The organism is Rhizobium sp. AG207R (assembly GCF_027109195.1).
GTDB classification, from domain to species: domain Bacteria; phylum Pseudomonadota; class Alphaproteobacteria; order Rhizobiales; family Rhizobiaceae; genus Rhizobium; species Rhizobium dioscoreae.
In genome coordinates this window covers 427,747-444,306 of the sequence record NZ_JAEPVT010000004.1, presented here as the reverse complement: position 1 = coordinate 444,306, position 16,560 = coordinate 427,747, and the positions used below count along the sequence as shown (strand labels likewise).

General features: G+C 58.2%; 15 protein-coding genes. 9 read left to right on the top strand and 6 right to left on the bottom strand.

Annotation, left to right across the window (positions count from 1 at the left end; all coding sequences use genetic code 11):
• Positions 1-241: 241 nt before the first annotated feature.
• From JJQ51_RS12085 to JJQ51_RS12070, 4 genes are all read right to left on the bottom strand, one after another.
• Positions 242-1,249 carry an acyltransferase family protein gene (locus JJQ51_RS12085; protein ID WP_113329622.1) on the bottom strand — a complete coding sequence of 336 codons (1,008 nt, stop codon included), beginning with the start codon at positions 1,247-1,249 and terminating at the stop codon, positions 242-244.
• A complete protein-coding gene (locus JJQ51_RS12080; RefSeq protein WP_113350609.1) occupies positions 1,246-2,538 on the bottom strand; it encodes an O-antigen ligase family protein in 1,293 nt (430 codons plus the stop codon). Before JJQ51_RS12080 ends, JJQ51_RS12085 begins: the two co-directional genes overlap by 4 nt.
• Positions 2,539-2,546: 8 nt before the next feature.
• Entirely contained in the window at positions 2,547-3,821 is a 1,275-nt protein-coding gene (locus JJQ51_RS12075) for a polysaccharide biosynthesis/export family protein (protein WP_113329624.1), read from the bottom strand.
• 84 nt (positions 3,822-3,905) lie between these two features.
• Positions 3,906-4,586 carry a sugar transferase gene (locus JJQ51_RS12070; RefSeq protein ID WP_095437080.1) on the bottom strand — a complete coding sequence of 227 codons (681 nt, stop codon included), beginning with the start codon at positions 4,584-4,586 and terminating at the stop codon, positions 3,906-3,908.
• Between the two features lie 730 nt (positions 4,587-5,316).
• On the opposite strand from JJQ51_RS12070, the gene JJQ51_RS12065 reads away from it, so the two are divergent.
• Together JJQ51_RS12065 and JJQ51_RS12060 are read left to right on the top strand one after the other, a co-directional pair.
• Complete coding sequence (locus tag JJQ51_RS12065; RefSeq protein WP_113350608.1) at positions 5,317-5,607, top strand: exopolysaccharide production repressor protein; 291 nt, start codon at positions 5,317-5,319, stop codon at positions 5,605-5,607.
• 90 nt (positions 5,608-5,697) lie between these two features.
• Positions 5,698-6,708 (top strand): glycosyltransferase family 2 protein, encoded by a 1,011-nt coding sequence (locus tag JJQ51_RS12060; protein WP_113350607.1) that lies wholly within the window; start codon positions 5,698-5,700, stop codon positions 6,706-6,708.
• A gap of 12 nt (positions 6,709-6,720) precedes the next feature.
• Here JJQ51_RS12060 and JJQ51_RS12055 read toward each other — a convergent pair whose 3' ends face one another.
• Both JJQ51_RS12055 and JJQ51_RS12050 read right to left on the bottom strand, forming a co-directional pair.
• On the bottom strand, positions 6,721-7,665 hold the full coding sequence (locus tag JJQ51_RS12055; RefSeq protein WP_145633963.1) for a polysaccharide pyruvyl transferase family protein: 945 nt from the start codon (positions 7,663-7,665) through the stop codon (positions 6,721-6,723).
• A gap of 86 nt (positions 7,666-7,751) precedes the next feature.
• Positions 7,752-8,711 (bottom strand): glycosyltransferase family 2 protein, encoded by a 960-nt coding sequence (locus JJQ51_RS12050; RefSeq protein WP_113329627.1) that lies wholly within the window; start codon positions 8,709-8,711, stop codon positions 7,752-7,754.
• Between the two features lie 740 nt (positions 8,712-9,451).
• Here JJQ51_RS12050 and JJQ51_RS12045 point away from each other — a divergent pair.
• The 7 genes from JJQ51_RS12045 (at position 9,452) to galU (ending at position 16,525) form a co-directional block, all read left to right on the top strand.
• Positions 9,452-10,537, top strand: a complete 1,086-nt coding sequence (locus JJQ51_RS12045) for an acyltransferase family protein (protein ID WP_233788569.1) — start codon at positions 9,452-9,454, stop codon at positions 10,535-10,537.
• Between the two features lie 4 nt (positions 10,538-10,541).
• Positions 10,542-11,348, top strand: coding sequence for a glycoside hydrolase family 16 protein (locus JJQ51_RS12040; protein ID WP_145633965.1), 807 nt, complete (start codon positions 10,542-10,544; stop codon positions 11,346-11,348).
• 106 nt (positions 11,349-11,454) lie between these two features.
• On the top strand, positions 11,455-12,663 hold the full coding sequence (locus JJQ51_RS12035) for a glycosyltransferase family 4 protein (protein WP_145633967.1): 1,209 nt from the start codon (positions 11,455-11,457) through the stop codon (positions 12,661-12,663).
• Positions 12,660-13,658, top strand: a complete 999-nt coding sequence (locus JJQ51_RS12030) for a glycosyltransferase family 2 protein (RefSeq protein ID WP_112723370.1) — start codon at positions 12,660-12,662, stop codon at positions 13,656-13,658. Before JJQ51_RS12035 ends, JJQ51_RS12030 begins: the two co-directional genes overlap by 4 nt.
• Entirely contained in the window at positions 13,655-14,593 is a 939-nt protein-coding gene (locus tag JJQ51_RS12025) for a glycosyltransferase (RefSeq protein ID WP_095437072.1), read from the top strand. The genes JJQ51_RS12030 and JJQ51_RS12025 overlap by 4 nt, the downstream gene beginning before the upstream one ends.
• A complete protein-coding gene (locus JJQ51_RS12020) occupies positions 14,590-15,615 on the top strand; it encodes a glycosyltransferase family 2 protein (RefSeq protein ID WP_113350604.1) in 1,026 nt (341 codons plus the stop codon). The genes JJQ51_RS12025 and JJQ51_RS12020 overlap by 4 nt, the downstream gene beginning before the upstream one ends.
• Positions 15,616-15,619: 4 nt before the next feature.
• Positions 15,620-16,525 carry a UTP--glucose-1-phosphate uridylyltransferase GalU gene (gene galU / locus JJQ51_RS12015; protein WP_069610329.1) on the top strand — a complete coding sequence of 302 codons (906 nt, stop codon included), beginning with the start codon at positions 15,620-15,622 and terminating at the stop codon, positions 16,523-16,525.
• Positions 16,526-16,560 lie beyond the last annotated feature (35 nt).

The window sequence follows — 16,560 nt, the reverse complement described above, 5'->3', positions numbered from 1 at the left end:
AATCGAGCGGGACGCTATCCCCGTTCGATTGTTGCCCATGCTTGTCGTCAAGGAAGGTCGCTTTGGAGCGCTGTGGGCCTAGACCTATCCGGGCAGGCGCCAGTTTAGAGGCTTGCAGGTAGAAGCAGGCATCAGTCTGCGCACAAGCTGCGCCGGAACCAACTGTCCTTTAGGAGAGGTCTACCGAGGCGTCCTCAAGCGTATGCGCGATATTGCGCAACGGGTGTGCGCAGCGCGGGCCTCAGGCCGGCGAAGGGCGCGATCTTTGCCAGCTCAGGTTTCTCAGCAGATTGCGCAGCGGCTTTTCGACAGCTTCGTAGGCGCAGATGCCGAGAATGGTGCCGCTGATGACGGCGACGAAGGTGATGGCGTCGGAGGGTATCTGCATCCGCGCCATCAGCTTGACGACCACCGAAATGGCCAATGTGTGCCAGAGGTAGATCGAATAGGAGCTGTTGCCGAGATAGGTAAGGAGCGGGATGGAGGGCAACTTGCCGCTGCGTTCCACCGACACCATGCCGAGTACGAGGGCAACAGCGAGGGGTCCGCAGGTCACCTCGTTGAAGTCCAGGCCGAGAATCTGGATCGCAGCAAAGCCCGACAATGCGACGGCGATCAGGGCAAGACCGAGGCCCGCCCCCGGCACGTGTCCGGATAGCCAGAGGCGTCCGAGGATTGCGCCGGCGACGAATTCCAGGATGATCGGCCGCGTATAGGTCAAAAGCAGCGGGGACTGTGAGGCGATGATGCCGCCGGCAAGGACAAAGGCGAGGAAGATCGCCGTCATGCTGGCAAGCCGCAGCCGTTGCGGCAGGAACAAGCAGGCCGCGAAGATGACGTAGAAGAACATTTCGAAATTCAGCGTCCATCCCTGCACCAGAACCGGCCAGATCTCATCACCGCTCGTGCTTGGCGAGCGGACAGGAATGAACAGCAGCGAACCGAGGATATGACCTGCCGTCAGCTTCATGTTCGGAAACAGGCCGATGGCGGCGCCGGCAATCATGATGGCGGTCACGATCCAGTAGGATGGCGCGATGCGCTGCAGCCGGTCGAGCGCAAAGCGCAGCGGCGTCACCGGTCGACGCTCGCTCATGGTCCACATGATGAATCCGCTGATGACGAAGAAGACGTCGACGCCAGCGGCGCCGATGCGGAAATGGCCGCCGCTGCGCTCGGCTGCGTGAAAGAACACTACCGCGAGCGCTGCAAAGGCACGGAGATATTGAATGCCGTAGAGTGTCTTCATTGGCCCGTTCGCGGCTCCCAGTTGACAGGCGGCGCGAATGGTATCTGCTCATCCGTTCGCAATGGCATGTTCGCCGGCATGCGCGCTCGCATGGAAAGCTTTCCTGCTGTGAAGTAAAACAGGAAGGACCCGACATGGTACGGATTGAGAATATCGATCTCGACGAAAGAGCGGATCAGCAACAGGGTCGCGACACCCAGAAGGATGTAGGATTCATCGTTTCTGATGTCGCTCAGAAAGCGGCTGATATGGCCGATGAAAGCCGTCAGCAGGATCGAGGCGAGCAGGAAGACGCCGACGAGTCCGGTTTCGACCGTAGTTTCGATATAGGTATTATGGAAATGGAAGCCAGCGCGGGAGGCGATAAAGAACTCATCCCACAGTCGCTCGGGCTCGGAGAAACCCTGGACCCAATAAGCTTGATAGCCGACGCCGAAGAAAGGATTCTGCTGTGCGGCCGCGATGCCCTGCTGCCAAAGATAGGTACGCCCGGTAAGCGTGGAATCCTTGCCAAACGCACCGAGAACAAGATCGACCGCACCGAGATAGACGCCGGCAACCGCGAGGATGACGCCGGAGACGGCCGCTGTCACAAACAGCCTTTTACGCTGCTTGGGAGACAGATACAGGATGACGCGCAGGCTTATGCATAACACTACGACCAGTCCCGTCGTCAGCACCGATGTTGCCGATGCCGAAGCATGGAGGCAATAGGCGGACAGCAGGCCGGCAAATCCTGCACCCAGCATCCAGATCCGACGTTCGCCAAGGACGAAGACGGCTGCGAAGGCGAAATAGATGCCGAGCGAGGCATAAAAGCCGAGCTGGTTCTTGGAATCGAAGGCGCCGACGAAGCTGTAGCTTCCGTCGATCGGATCATAGGCGTAATAGCCGAACAATATCGAATAGATGAGCACGATGGCGGTGCCCGCGATCGCGCCGCGCGTCAGCGTGCGGATATCGAGCGTGCGCATGGCGACCAAGGCGCAGAAGATATGCGTCATGTACTGGATCGCCGCGCGCGCCGTCACGGAGGGCACGACCGACCAGAAAATCGAAAGGCAGGTGAAAACGCCGAATGCGAAGAGCCAGAGCTGTCTATTATAGCTGCCGAGCACGTTCCGGTAATCGATCATGACGAGCGGAAACCAGAGGGCATAGTACAGCAGAATCGAGGGCTGGCCGAAGCGGGAGGAATAGGCAAATACGAAGAAGGAGAGAGCAATCGCCACCGCTCCGTAGGTGGCGTTGCTGCCTGGACGCACAAAGATCGATTTGGCTATCCGCATCGACTTTCCTATCGGATGGCAAGGCCGGTAGTGACCTTGATTAGGTCGCCCGGCAGTACCTGCGTGTTCTCCTGAGCCTGAATTTCCTTCGACTGGCCGTTTTCGTCACGAATGATGGTGTAGGAGATGCTGACACCCGGTCCGCTTGGATCGAGGTTGCTGGCGTCGGCGGATTGGGCCACGGCTTCCTGCATGAGCGATTGGCTGGTCGACAGTTTCAGCTGCAGCGTTTCCAGCTGCGTGTCGGTATCCTGCATGTCCTGGGCCAACGAGCTCTGCCAGTCGTTGTGCAGAGTGATCTCGTCCTGGTTGGCCTTGTTGATATCCTGTTTGGCTTTCAGGGACGCGGTTTCCGTATCGAGAAGCGTCGCTTCCAGATCGGAGGCGCGCTGTTCAGCGGAGATCCTGCGGGAGGCAAGCTCCAGGCCGCGTTCCGTCAGGCTTTCGACTTTGTCGCGATCGGCCTTGGCCAGATCGAGCTGGCGGCTCTGCGTGTCGTTCTTTTTCGAAAGCGCCTCGACTTCGTTCTGTAGGAGCGCCTTCAGATCTTCCAGTGATTTTAGCTGCGTCGTCATGCGCTTGGCGCGCGTGTCCATCAGCGCTTTCTCGCTTGCGAGCAGACTTGCCGTTTGGGGCAATTGCTTGAGCTCTGGCGGCACATCGATGTCATCCTTGCCAGCCAATTCGGCCAGCAGCCGCGCCTTGCGCATCAGCAGGCGGCTGCGCTCCGCCATGTAGACGACGGCGTCGCCCTTGGCATTGATGAAATCGCGCGCAAAGCGCTGTCCGGCATCGGCACGGCGCATGCCGCCGCCGAGGCTTACGGCTTTCAGCACGGTCAGGTTGGGTACGAACGGATATTCACCCGGATTCTGCACTTCCCCTGAAAGGTAGATCGGTCGGAACTGCGACATTTCAACTGAAGCCGATGGGCGATCACGCAGGCCGAACTGCTTCTGCAGCCCGAGGCCGATGGCTTCGGCGATCTGATCCGTGGTCTTGCCGACTGCGGGCATGTCCCCGATGAAGGGAATGGATATCGAGCCGGAAGGGCCGACCGTATAATCGCCCGAAATGGTGGACCAGTCACGAACCGTGCCTTCGGCGGTCTGCCATTCGGCGACGCGCACATGCAGCTTGTCCATGACGCCCAGATGATATCCGGGAAGGTTTTCGGCCGAGGCCGAGACGGAAGCTACGCAAAGGCTGAGAGCAACGATAGTTGCGCAGCGTAGCGATGTATTGACGCGTACAAGCCTCTTGGAAGGCCGAAATTCAATCATGCAGGATCTTCCCTGTTATTGGTAGGCAACCCGCAAGACGCGGGAGAACCGCAGGAAACCTCCCGCGGTATCTGTCAGTCATCATCAATAGCTGCCGCGCGAGAGGCAGACTGCAGGAATGGTTTTGGCGATGATCACCATGTCGCTGCTGAGCGACCAGTTCTTCACATAATGCGTGTCGAAGGCGACACGGCTTTCATAGGAGACGTCGTTGCGGCCGCTGACCTGCCACAGACCGGTCAGGCCCGGACGGGACTGCAAATAGTAGATTGCCGCGGTCTCGTAGCGTTCGAGCTCGTCTTCCACGACCGGGCGTGGTCCGACGACGCTCATTTCGCCGCGGATGATGTTGATGAGCTGCGGCAGCTCGTCGAGGCTGAGCTTGCGCAGGACGGCCCCGACGGTGGTGACACGGGGGTCGTTCTGCAGTTTGCGCGTTGCGCGCCACTCTTCCATTGCCTTCGGATTGGCCTGCAGGTAGGCATGCAGCACCTTGTCGCCATCGACGACCATGGTGCGGAACTTCAGGCAACGGAAGGTCTTGCCGTTATGGCCGATACGGCGATGACCGTAGAAAGCGGGGCCGCGGTCTGTAAGTTTTACCAGCAGCATCAGCATCAGAAAGAGCGGGCTGATGAGAACCAAAGCGAGCATAGCGGTAGAGACGTCGAAAACGCGCTTCAGTACTCCACCAGTGGGCGGAAAGACGTCGCTTTCCGCGGCGCTGAAAAAAGCCGATGTGGCCGATCTCGTCGCAGACTTCATAGAGAAAACTCCATTCATGTTGACGATTGGTCGGAAATTCTCGGACGCGTAATTAGAGCCGGGATGATCGGAGTGTAGGTTCCGATTTGGACTTTTTAAGCCAAACTTTTGTAGCGATATGGCATGGCGGTATAGAATTACCGCACCGATGGTGAATTGGTTTAATTTAGTGATCAACTATAGATGGGTTGTACTGTATCGTGTTGCGTATAATGTCACGGTTGACAGCTCTGCCGCGTCATAGTCGACGATTTCTAAGGATGTTATAGGCATCGAACGGTAAGTTGTTCATTATCATTGGCTTCGATAGCCTGTGTTTGGTTTCCCTTCAGCTATATGCTATCCCGATTTCTTCATGAGATATATTGCGCTGCAGCAATATTTTGCAGCGCACATACTGAGATCGGATTTTTCAGGACTTTGTAATAAAAGTTGATTGGATTGACGATGAAACGATGGAGGCGCGGCTGACCTCATGCTTCGTAAAAATTGCATTATTTCATTACATCTCCATATAATTGCAAAGAGAAAGATGAACAAATTCAATTGTAATTATAATCGAGGTGTAGTTTTAACAGGCCCGGCGTTAGGGTCGTCTCAAATCGCAACGGATCTGGGTAACTTGGTTGAATCTCAATGAATCATAAAATATATTTAAGACTTAGGTCTGATAAGGGAGGAAAGACCTTGATCGTTTTTCATTTGATGGTCGAGCGGGCGGGGTAAGATTATGTATGCGCCCCGCGTTTTCATCAGCATGCTGGGCACGCTGATCGTATTTGCCATCGCAACATATTTCCTGACGAACTCGCTTTCGACCACCCTGATCGAAACGGTCATCTGTGCCGTCCTTCTGCAGGTCGGTTATTTCCTGGGTGTGCTCTACCTTGTCTGGAAAGAGCGCAAGGCGCATGAAGCCCTGTCGAGCGAAGATAAGGTGCCGTCATCGGCCCAGGAGGACAGCAAGGTCGCCGGTCTGTCCGCCTCCAGTTTAAAGCGTTCGGAACCGTTCAACCCCTGAACCGGCTAGACGATTAGATCTTTTGATGATCCGGTAGTTGCCGGATCGGCGCCATGTCCTAAGTCTCCGCCTGAACCATTGGAGGCTGACGTGATCGACAGTGCAGAAAAAAGTGTCTGCGTAATCATTGCCGCAAAGAATGCCAGCGACACCATCGGGCTGGCCGTTGCCTCGGCCCTTCGCGAGCCCGAAGTGGCGGAAGTCGTCGTCATCGACGACGGTTCGACGGATGGGACCGCTGCCGCGGCGGCCAAGGCCGATGACGGCAGCGGCAGACTGACGATCCAGGAATTCGAGAAGAACCGTGGTCCCGCCGCAGCACGAAACCACGCGATCGACATATCCAAGGCTCCGCTGATCGGCATTCTCGATGCCGACGATTTCTTCTTTCCGGGGCGTTTTGCTGCGCTGCTTGCCGCTGACGATTGGGATTTCGTCGCCGACAACATCGCCTTCGTCAGTGCCGACACCGTTCCTGACGCGCATGCACGGCTCGATCATTTCGATGCGAAGCCGCGGTTTCTTGATCTTGCTGCTTTCGTCGAGGGCAATATTTCCAAGCGAGGCGTGCGCCGCGGCGAGATCGGCTTCCTGAAGCCCTTGATGCGGCGTTCCTTTCTAGATGCGCATGGCCTGCGCTACAATGAGGCGCTGCGCCTCGGCGAGGACTATGACCTTTACGTCCGCGCGCTGGCGAAGCGTGCACGTTACAAGGTCATCCATAGCTGCGGTTACGGCGCCGTGGTGCGCAGCGATTCCCTGAGCGGCCGGCACAGGACGGAGGATTTGCGTCGTCTCTATGAGGCTGACCGGACCATTCTTGCCAAGGGCGGGCTTTCTTCGGAAGATGCTGCGGTAATCCGCCGTCATGAGCAGCATATCCGCGATCGCTACGAGCTCAGGCATTTCCTAGACATCAAGTCGCAATCGGGGCTCTTGTCTGCTGCGATCTATGCGCTTTCGCATCCCTTCGCCGTCCCGGCGATTGCCGGCGGCATTCTGGCCGATAAGACCGAGCGCTTCCGCAAGCGGAGCGGTGCGCCCATTGCCCATGCCGGTGCGAACGGCCTGCGCTATCTTCTGCAGGCCGCTCCGAAATAGCGGTATCGCGGCTTACAGATAATCGCGGCGAACGCCTTCGACCACATTGAGGAGGCGCTCCTTGCAGGCGGCGAGCGCGCTATCCTTGCTCAGCTGCGGCCTCGCCTTGCTTGCCTGCCACAGAGCCAGGGCGGAAGGCATGGCAAGTGCCTGCTTTGCCATGATGCGCAGCGTAGTCTGCTCGGGATCGGCAAGCATCACGTTTTCCCCGTAGCGCTGTTTTCCGAGCTCGTCTGCTGCCAGCTTGCTGCGTTCGAAGCCGACTCCCCAGAACTTCGCGCCCTTGGCGATCGCCTCGGCGCGGGTCGAAACGGGGATGTGCTTCGGCTGATAGGTGACGCCGAGCGAGCGCGCCCAGTCGTTCCATTTGAAGCTGTTGATGGAGCGCGAGGAGCTGACTGCAATCCATGGAACGCGGAAAGCATCGGCAAGGATGGCGCCATGCATGGACTCCGCAACGATCATTTCTGAGGCGGCAATTTCGCGGATCACGGCCTTTGCCTCGCCGCGGGGATCGAGATAGGAAAGGCCCACGGTCTTGCAGATTTCAGGCCAGAGACCAGCGGCAGCCGATTCCCAATGCGGAATGAAGGTGCGCTTGCCGTTTTTCGAAATGCTCTGGAACTCGGGCATTTCCGTCACCAGGACGGCGGGGTCGACAATGCCCATTGTGGCAGGCAGGCCAGCCTTTTCCGCTGTCAGCGGGCCGCGTACGCTGCGAATGTCCCATTGCGATGTGTCGCGCATGTCGGGAAGGGAACCATAGCCGAAGCCGCTGCCGATGACGAGCTTGCGTCCCTCGTCGGGCAGGATCTCTGTGTTGAGGACGGTTCCGACGCCGACCAGCAGTGTTTCCTTGTGAACATCGCGAAGGCCGGGAAGTAGGAAATCCCAGAGCCAGAGATTGAGATCATCACCGAAATTGCCATGGGTGGATTCCCAGTGGAACGGCTTCATACAGGACTCCTTGCTGATCCAAACGATAGCGGGGCACGCCGTGGCTCTTCGATGCGGCATGCGCAGCTCATGCTGCGCTGCAAAATCTAGGGCGCGAGTTTGCCGACGGCAAGCTGCATGACGCTTTGTAAAATCGCCGGGTCGCGCAAGGCCCATTTTGCCAGCAGTCCAAATTGCGGCAGACGCCGCTGCCGCACCTGCCGCGCCTGGCTCCAGAGCGCCTGCCGCCGGGCGCGATTTTTATAGAGGCGGATGGACTCGACATCCTGAGGCCGCCGCGAAAATCTCTGTTCCAGCGTGTTGAGCGCCGTCCACGTGTTGAATTGCTGACGCAGGAATTCGGGGGAATCGTTATCGATGCTGTGGAAGATATTCACGCCTTCGCCACGCAGTGCACCGGCATTTTCACATAGCAATACCCGCTTGGCTGCGAGAACGCAGTCGCAGAAGAACAAGACGTCCTCTGCCGCCAGCCGCAATGACGGCTCGAAACGGATCTTTTCGAAGAGCGGCCGCCCGATCACCATGCAGGACATATGCAAAAAGCTCCAATCCTGCAGCATGACGCTGGCAATGTTCGGAATTTCGACGACGGCGGGCCTGTCCGACAATCGTATCGTATCGGCCGACTTTCCGAGTTCGGCGATGCTGAAATGATAATAGAACTCCTTGCCGCCATCGATGGAGTCCCAGTAGCAATCTGCATTGTAATGGGTCAGCGTTCCGAAGGCGTTGCTGAGATGTTCCGGTGCCCATTCGTCATCGGAATCCAGAAAGGCCACGAACCGGCTCTCAGCTGGCACGCTGTTAAGGCCGGTATTCCGGGCCCCGCCGGGACCCGCGTTGGTCTGACGGATCACACGAATGCGTTTTCTTTCTTCATTGCTCAGCGACTGCAGCTCGTCTTCCGCCGGAAGCGGCGATGCATCGTCGACGATGAGGATGTCGAAATCCTGAAATGTCTGCCGGGATATTGATTTCAACGCGCGCAGCAGAACGCCGGTTTGCTTCTGATAGAACGGAATAACAATTGTGATAGACGCCATTTTCCCGCCTTTACGGTTTTGATTCAGGGGCTTGCGGTCTCATCCCCGAGGGCATGATCATTGGCTTTCCAACGGCATCCGCGGCAATTTTCCGGCCGATTGACCCATAACGGAGGTCGTTGTGACGCCAACAGGTAGCGTCCAATCGGTGTCGAGCAATGTTGAGAAACGAGATTTTCTGAAACTTTATCCCAGCGCGACGGCATCCAGACCATCCCGCCGTGGGATCCCAGACCATCTCGCGAGGGATCATTGTGACACATTGCGCGCCATGATCTTACATTTATGCACCCATGAGGGGAGCGACGTAAGCCGCTTTTCTCACATGGATTGAAATGCTGTCGCATTTTGGTCATGGTTCGCCTACCAAACTCTGCTGCGCTGCAAAAAATCTTCACCTTCCAGTAAAAAAACAAGACGGGTCGAACTCTTCCTCGGAAGCCGGCATCGAAAGTTCGCGCGGGCGTCTAAGTGCCTTTCGCAGCAGAGCTTTTCTCCAATTCAAATCGATTATTCCATGCTCAAAGGCATGCAGACCGGTGTTTTCAGCACTGGTCCGCATATGATTTTTTACTCATTTTTGCTGCGGTGCCATATTCCCTTTCCAAAGAGCGCCCTAGGTTAAGTCTGCGAGCTCTGCTGTGCTCTGTTTGAAATGGCTGCAAGGGGGGATGCAGCACGAAGAAGGGGTGACAGACATCGTGAATGTGACTGCCAACGTATCTTCGCGGATAAACCTCATGCGTATCGTGCTCATCTCGGGCATAATCTTTGTTCATATACCGTTCGATCCGCATAGCAGCCCATTCAACGGCGCCTATGGCTTTTTCGATTGGCTGCGAGTGTTCCTGCGTGACAGCTTGTTCCGTGTAGGTGTTCCCTGCCTGAGCGTAATCTCCGGATACTTGCTGTTTCGAAATGGAAAGGCACCGCAGAGCTATACAGAGACCATTAGCCGGAAGACAAAGACAATTATTCTGCCGTTCCTGTTGTGGAATAGCGCGTTCTTCCTCTTCGTACTTCTTCTTCAGTATTATGGTATCGGAGATGGATACCTGCCGGATCTGTCGGAGGCTAATCCGTACACGATATCGAATCTCCTGCTCGCTATCGATGGCGAACCGATAAATCTGCCGCTCTATTTCCTGCGCGATCTTTTTGTTTGCATTTTGCTGTCGCCGGTGCTGGCTTTTCTTATTCGTCGTGCTCCGTTACCGACGTTGATCTTTCTGCTCTTGCTGGCGGCATGGCCAATATCTATCGGGATAGTGTTGCGGAACTCGATCCTCTTCAGTTTCAGCTTTGGAATCTACCTGAGCCTCCATCGTATCGACGTGACGCTCATAGATCGCTATGCCGCCCTGATCGCGCCCGCCTTCATTGCGCTTGCCGCGCTTCTGGCCACGGCTGCCTATATGACAGGGCCTGGATTGCCGTTGTGGCTCGAGGTTTGTCGCAATCTGATGGTGTTGGTGGGCATTCCCGGGTTCTGGGCAGTATCGGCAATCTTCATCCGCAGCCGGATCGGGATGGGTCTGGCGGGAACGGGCAGCCTCAGCTTCTGGATTTTTTGCGCCCATTATCCGTTGCTCTTCTGTCTATGGGTTCTTTGGAACCGCGGCGGCAGCGAACTCTATCCGATTTTCTATCTTTTGGCGGCAGCGCTTGCCTTACTGCTGCTGCCCTTGACCAACGGCATGGCGCGCTACGCCCTGCCAAGCTTCCACAACCTGCTGACTGGCAGCCGGGTACGCCCGCAAACCGGAATCCGTGCTGTCCAGAACCGCGCCGCCGAAGGTCGGCAAGTGCGTTCGAAGCAAAGGTGATGCCATGACGACATCGAAAAGAAGTTACATGCAAAGACTTGGTCTTGTCTCAATCGCTCTCCTGAGCGCGTGCTTCCTGCCACAGGCCGTGTCTGCCCAGGATGATCAGGCAACCGGCCAGTCATTCGTCGACAATTTCGAACGTTTGGATACCAGCCGCTGGTATATTTCCGATGGCTGGAACAATGGAGCTTATCAGAATTGCACCTGGTCGCGGAAACAGGTGAACGTCAAGGATGGGACGCTGCAACTGCAGTTCACCCAGTCCAAGACTGGCGATCGCAATTATGCTTGTGGCGAAATCCAGACGATGAAACGCTATGGATACGGCACCTACGAGGCGCGTTATCGCACAGCCAAGGGGCCTGGCCTCAACTCAGCCTTCTTCACCTATATCGGTCCCACCGACAAGAAGCCGCATGACGAGATCGATTTCGAAGTGCTCGGGAAGAATCCCGGCCAAGTTCAGGTCAACCAATATATTTCCGCCAAGGGCGGCAACGAAAAGCTGGTGCCGGTTGCAGGTGGCGCCGACCAGGACTTCAACGATTATGCCTTCGTCTGGGAAAAGGATCGTCTGCGCTACTACGTGAACGGCAAGCTCGTTCAGGAAGTCACCGATCCTTCGAAGATACCGACGAACGCGCAGAAGATCTTCTTCAGTCTCTGGGGCACCGATACGCTCAGCGGCTGGATGGGCAAGTTCGCCTATAGCGGCGAGCCGGCAACCATGGAGATCAAGCGCGTCGCCTTCACTGCGCCGGGAGAGAAGTGCCTGTTCCCGGAATCGATCACCTGCAAGCTCGATTGAACATGGCCGGCCGCGTGGCATCTCGCGCGGTCGGTTGCAATGCCACCATGCAACACCAACCACACAAGGCGCCCGGTCGTGGCCGGGCGCAAAAGCGGAAATTTTGATGCTGCATATACTGTATTTCGTCCATGATCTTGCCGACCCGGCTGTGCGCAGGCGGGTGCTGATGCTGCAGGCCGGCGGGGCACTCGTGACGCTCGCGGGGTTCCGGCGCGATGACAATGCGCTGGCTGCCATCCAGGGTGTCGAGCCGATCGAGCTCGGCAAGACGCGGGACGCCCAGTTTGCGCAGCGCATCGCGGCGGTGGCCAAATCGGCGGCGAAACTGCGTGGTGCGCTGCGCTCGGTCGCAAGGCCGGACATCATCATCGGCCGCAATCTCGAAATGCTGGCGCTGGCCCATCGCGCCAAGTCCATTTTTGGCGGCGATATGCCTGTTGTCTATGAATGCCTCGATATCCACCGGCTATTGCTGCGCGACGATGTCGTGGGCAGCGCGCTTCGCAGTGCGGAACGCCATTTCGGTTCGCAGGCGGCATTGCTGGTGACCAGTTCGCCAGCCTTCATCGAACGTTATTTCCGCCCGCGCTCCGGGCTGCATGTGCCGGTCATGCTGCTCGAAAACAAGGTGCTGGCGCTTGAACCTGCGGCGCGCGCCATCGCATCGACAGCAAGACCGCCGGCTGCGGGCAAGCCCTGGAAGATAGGCTGGTTCGGCGCTCTTCGCTGCCGCAAGTCCTTGGCCTTGCTCGATCAATTCTCGCGGCGGATGGAGGGCCGTTTCGAGATCGTCCTGCGGGGTCGCCCGGCCTACTCCGAGTTCGAGGACTTCGATCGCACCGTCCGCGATGCACCCTTCATGCATTTTGCCGGCGCCTACAAGAATCCCGAGGATCTTTCGGCGATCTATGGCGAAGTCCAATTCTCCTGGGCGATCGATTTTTTCGAAGAAGGCTTGAACTCCAACTGGCTGCTGCCGAACCGCCTCTATGAAGGCGGTCTTTATGGCGCTGTGCCGATTGCGATCAAGGATACGGAGACGGCAAGATTTCTTGCCAGCCGAAAGATCGGGCTTACGCTCGACCAGGCTGATGCCGAACATCTGACGGCGCTTTTGGGTGAGATGGACATGAGGCGTTATCTCGACGCCTTCGAGGCGGTGGCTTCCCAGGATCGCAAGCAATGGATGATGGATCGCGCCGACTGTCAGGGGCTGGTGCAGCGGCTGGCGTCGCTGACGCACGCCAATGAGCAGATTGCCGAAGTACAGGCCCTCCCACAACTGCATCGCAATAGAGGTGGATTGCAATGACGACTGAAAGCTCTGGGGACATGCGCTGCATAATCGTTATTCCTTGCCTCAACGAGGAAAAGCATATCGAGCCGCTGATCGCCAAACTCGGGCAGGCTCTGGACGAACTCGACGCCAGGATCGTAGTGGCTGATGGCGGCAGCACCGATCGCACGCGCGAGATCGTCCGGGATATAGCTGTAAGAGATCCCCGCGTTCTGTTGCTCGACAATCCGAAGCGGCTGCAGAGCGCAGCGATCAATCTCGCCATCGAGACGTTCGGCGACGATCATGAGTATTTCATCCGCATTGACGCCCATGGCGATTATCCCGACGATTACTGCCAGACGCTGGTGCAAGAGGCCGGTGCGACGGGCGCGGATTCCGTCGTCGTTGCTATGCGCACCATGGGTTTCAGCGCCTTCCAGAAGGCAACGGCCGTCGCGCAGAACTCCAAGCTCGGCAATGGCGGCTCCAAACATCGCGAAGGAGCCAAGGGCCATTGGGCGGAGCATGGGCATCATGCGCTGATGCGCGTTGCCGCCTTCCGTGCCGTCGGCGGCTACGACGAAACCTTCAGCCATAATGAGGATGCCGAGCTGGATTATCGGCTGAACAAGGCGGGGTATCGGATCTGGCTGACGGACAAGACTGCCATGACCTACTATCCGCGCTCCAGCGTCCCGACGCTCTTCAAGCAATATCTCGGTTATGGCCGTGGCCGCGCGCGCAATATTCTCAAGCATCGCAGCATGCCGAGCCTGCGCCAGATGCTGCCGCTTGCGGTCGTGCCGATTTTCATCGGTGCCTTCCTGGCGGTCCTTAACTGGATTGCGGTTATTCCGGTTGGTCTGTGGGCTGTGGCCTGCATCGCCTACGGTTTCTGGATCGCTCTCGGCCAGAAGAACCCCTACGGCCCCCTGGCCGCAATTTCCGCCATGGTCATGCATTTCGCTTGGTCCATGGGCTTCTGGATGGAAGTTTTCAGCTTTCGCAATCGCAGGGTCGCGTCATGACACAAGTCCATCGACGCCCCATTAAGATCGACATAGCGGTCTGCACCTATCGGCGGGCAGAGCTCGATCAGACGCTGCTGTCGCTTGCCGTGCTCAACGTCCCCACAGGTGCGGTCATCCGGATCATCGTCGCCGACAATGATGTGACGCCGAGCGCGCGGGGCCGTGTCGACGCCATGCGTTCGGCCGTACCCTTCGAGATCGTCTATGTCCATTGCCCGGCATCGAACATCTCGATTGCCCGCAATGCCTGCCTCGATCATGCAAGCGGCGATTTCCTTGCCTTCATCGATGATGACGAGACTGCTTCGGAAGACTGGCTGACGGAAATGCTCATCATGGCCGACACGACCGGCGCCGACGCCGTTCTCGGCCCCGTGCAGGCGGTTTACGCGAATGTCGCTCCGGCATGGATGCAGCAGGGCGATTTCCATTCGACTCTGCCGGTCTGGGTCGCGGGAGAAATCCTGACCGGCTACACCTGCAATGTATTGCTGCGCCGCGGCGCGCCTTCGCTTGCCGGGCGGCGTTTCAATATCGCCCTCGGGCGCAGCGGCGGCGAAGATACCGAGTTCTTCACCCATATGCACAAGGCGGGCGGCAGGATCGCCTATGCCGCGGATGCGCTGGTCTACGAACCCGTTCCCAACGGTCGGGCAACCGTCTCTTGGCTCTCGAAGCGCCGGTATCGCATGGGACAGACGCATGGTCGCATGCTGCTGGAAGCCAGGGGTGGCTTCGGGCGCTGGCGCGCGATCGCGCTTGCAGGCACGAAATCTGCCTATTGCTTTGTTGCCGCGGCGTTGCTCTCGGCATCGCCCATCAAGCGCCATCGCTATGGCCTGCGCGGCATCATGCATGCCGGCGTCGTCAGCGGCCTCTTCGGAGTTCGCGAAATAGAACAATACGGAAATCTGGAGAAGGCACCGCAATGACGGATTTCATCCCCGATGTCAGCTTCGTCATTGCTGCCTATAATGCCGAGGAAACGCTCGAGCGCGCCATTGACAGCGCGCTGGCGCAAGGTGCCGTCAGCATGGAAGTCATCGTCGTCGACGATTGCTCGACGGACGGCACGCGCGAGATCGCCAGCAACCATCCCGATCCGCGCGTACGACTCGTCGCCATGGCCCGCAATGGTGGCCCGGGCGCTGCCCGCAATGCCGGGCTCGATGCGGCCCGGGGTCGCTGGGTGGCCGTGCTCGATTCTGATGATGCCCTGCGTCCGGACCGCATGGCCCGCCTGATCGCCAGGGCGGAAAAGGCCGAGGCGCAGATCGCGGTCGACAATCTCGACGTCATCCGCGAGGACGTGGGCACGATGCTGCCGATGTTCCCCGAGGCGATGCTGGCACGCATGCCGACGCTGACGCTGGCAAAGTTCATCGCCTCCAACATGATTTTCCAGTCCGAGCACAATTTCGGCTATATGAAGCCGGTCTTCGAGCGAGCCTTCGTCGAGAAGCATCGCCTGCGCTTCGATGAAACCCTGCGGATTGGCGAGGATTACATTTTCCTGGCTTCCGCGCTCGCTCGTGGCGGCCTCTGCGTCGTCGAGCCGACCGTAGGCTACTTGTATTACATTCGCGATGGATCGATCTCGCGTGTTCTCAGGCAAGACCATGTCGAAGCCATGCTTGCCGCAGATACCAGATTCTTCGCCGAACATCCCTTCGGGGCTGCTGCCCTTGCCGCACAGCGGCGACGCACGCGCAATCTGAAGGACGTCATCGCGTTCCTGAAGCTGGTCGACAGCATCAAGGAACGTGAATTGCAGGCGATGCTCAAGATCGCATGCCTCAACCCGCGGGCGGTGCGCCATCTCAGCATGCCGATCTTTGCGCGTTTTCGTCGGTTGGCCGCATCTCTGCGGAGCGGTCGCCAGCCGTCGCCTACCTCCCAACTTTCCTCCCCCCTGCCCAACATGGGCGCAGGCCCTCACTCTAACAAAGGATAGAGCCATGGACCCCAAACGTCGTGTGAGAAAAGCAGTCATCCCGGTTGCCGGCAATGGAACGCGCTTCCTGCCCGCCACCAAGGCGATGCCAAAGGAGATGCTGACGATCGTCGATCGTCCGGTCGTGCAATATGCCGTCGATGAAGCCATCGAAGCCGGCATCGAGCACATCGTCTTCGTCACCAGCCGCAACAAGTCGGCGATCGAAGACCATTTCGACGACACGCCGGAGCTGATTTCTTCGCTGCAAAGGGCAGGCAAGAGCCACCAGGTCAGCGAGCTGGAACGCCTCCTGCCGCGGCCGGGCGCTGTCAGCTTCACCCGCCAGCAGGCTCCGCTCGGCCTCGGCCACGCTGTCTGGTGTGCCCGCGATCTGATCGGCAACGAGCCATTCGCGCTGCTTCTGCCTGACATGCTCTGCTACGGCATTCGCGGCTGCATGGCCGGCTTGATGGACCTCTATAATGAGACCGGCGGCAACATCGTCGCTGTCGAGGAATGCGCTCCGGAAGAAACCTCGAAATACGGCATTATCGGCAAGGGCGAGTCCGTGCGCCATGGCTTCGCCGTGACCAAAATGGTCGAGAAGCCGCATCCGTCCGAGGCGCCTTCAAACTTTTACCTCAATGGCCGTTATATTCTGCAGCCCGAGATTTTCGACATTCTGGCCCGTCAGGAGCGCGGCGCCGGCAATGAGATCCAGCTGACCGACGGCATGCTGCGCCTTTCCGAGACGCAGACCTTCCATGCCCAGGTCTATAACGGACGCACGTTCGACTGCGGGTCCAAGCACGGCTTCATCGAAGCGAACGTCGCCTTCGCGCTCGCTCGCTCCGATATCGGCAGCTTGGTCTATGACTCGATCCGCAACATGGTCGTCTCGCACGAAGCGCAGATGACCGCCGCTTAAGCCTGTTCACATTGTGGCCTGCGGCCGGTAAGGCC

Coding starts and splice junctions, on each gene's coding strand:
- JJQ51_RS12030 (WP_112723370.1), top strand. CDS start 12,660: ATGACGACTGAAAGCTCTGGGGACATGCGCTGCATAATCGTTATTCCT.
- JJQ51_RS12085 (WP_113329622.1), bottom strand. CDS start 1,249: ATGAAGACACTCTACGGCATTCAATATCTCCGTGCCTTTGCAGCGCTC.
- JJQ51_RS12050 (WP_113329627.1), bottom strand. CDS start 8,711: ATGGCGTCTATCACAATTGTTATTCCGTTCTATCAGAAGCAAACCGGC.
- JJQ51_RS12075 (WP_113329624.1), bottom strand. CDS start 3,821: ATGATTGAATTTCGGCCTTCCAAGAGGCTTGTACGCGTCAATACATCG.
- JJQ51_RS12045 (WP_233788569.1), top strand. CDS start 9,452: ATGCGTATCGTGCTCATCTCGGGCATAATCTTTGTTCATATACCGTTC.
- JJQ51_RS12040 (WP_145633965.1), top strand. CDS start 10,542: ATGACGACATCGAAAAGAAGTTACATGCAAAGACTTGGTCTTGTCTCA.
- galU (WP_069610329.1), top strand. CDS start 15,620: ATGGACCCCAAACGTCGTGTGAGAAAAGCAGTCATCCCGGTTGCCGGC.
- JJQ51_RS12080 (WP_113350609.1), bottom strand. CDS start 2,538: ATGCGGATAGCCAAATCGATCTTTGTGCGTCCAGGCAGCAACGCCACC.
- JJQ51_RS12020 (WP_113350604.1), top strand. CDS start 14,590: ATGACGGATTTCATCCCCGATGTCAGCTTCGTCATTGCTGCCTATAAT.
- JJQ51_RS12025 (WP_095437072.1), top strand. CDS start 13,655: ATGACACAAGTCCATCGACGCCCCATTAAGATCGACATAGCGGTCTGC.
- JJQ51_RS12065 (WP_113350608.1), top strand. CDS start 5,317: ATGTATGCGCCCCGCGTTTTCATCAGCATGCTGGGCACGCTGATCGTA.
- JJQ51_RS12070 (WP_095437080.1), bottom strand. CDS start 4,586: ATGAAGTCTGCGACGAGATCGGCCACATCGGCTTTTTTCAGCGCCGCG.
- JJQ51_RS12035 (WP_145633967.1), top strand. CDS start 11,455: ATGCTGCATATACTGTATTTCGTCCATGATCTTGCCGACCCGGCTGTG.
- JJQ51_RS12055 (WP_145633963.1), bottom strand. CDS start 7,665: ATGAAGCCGTTCCACTGGGAATCCACCCATGGCAATTTCGGTGATGAT.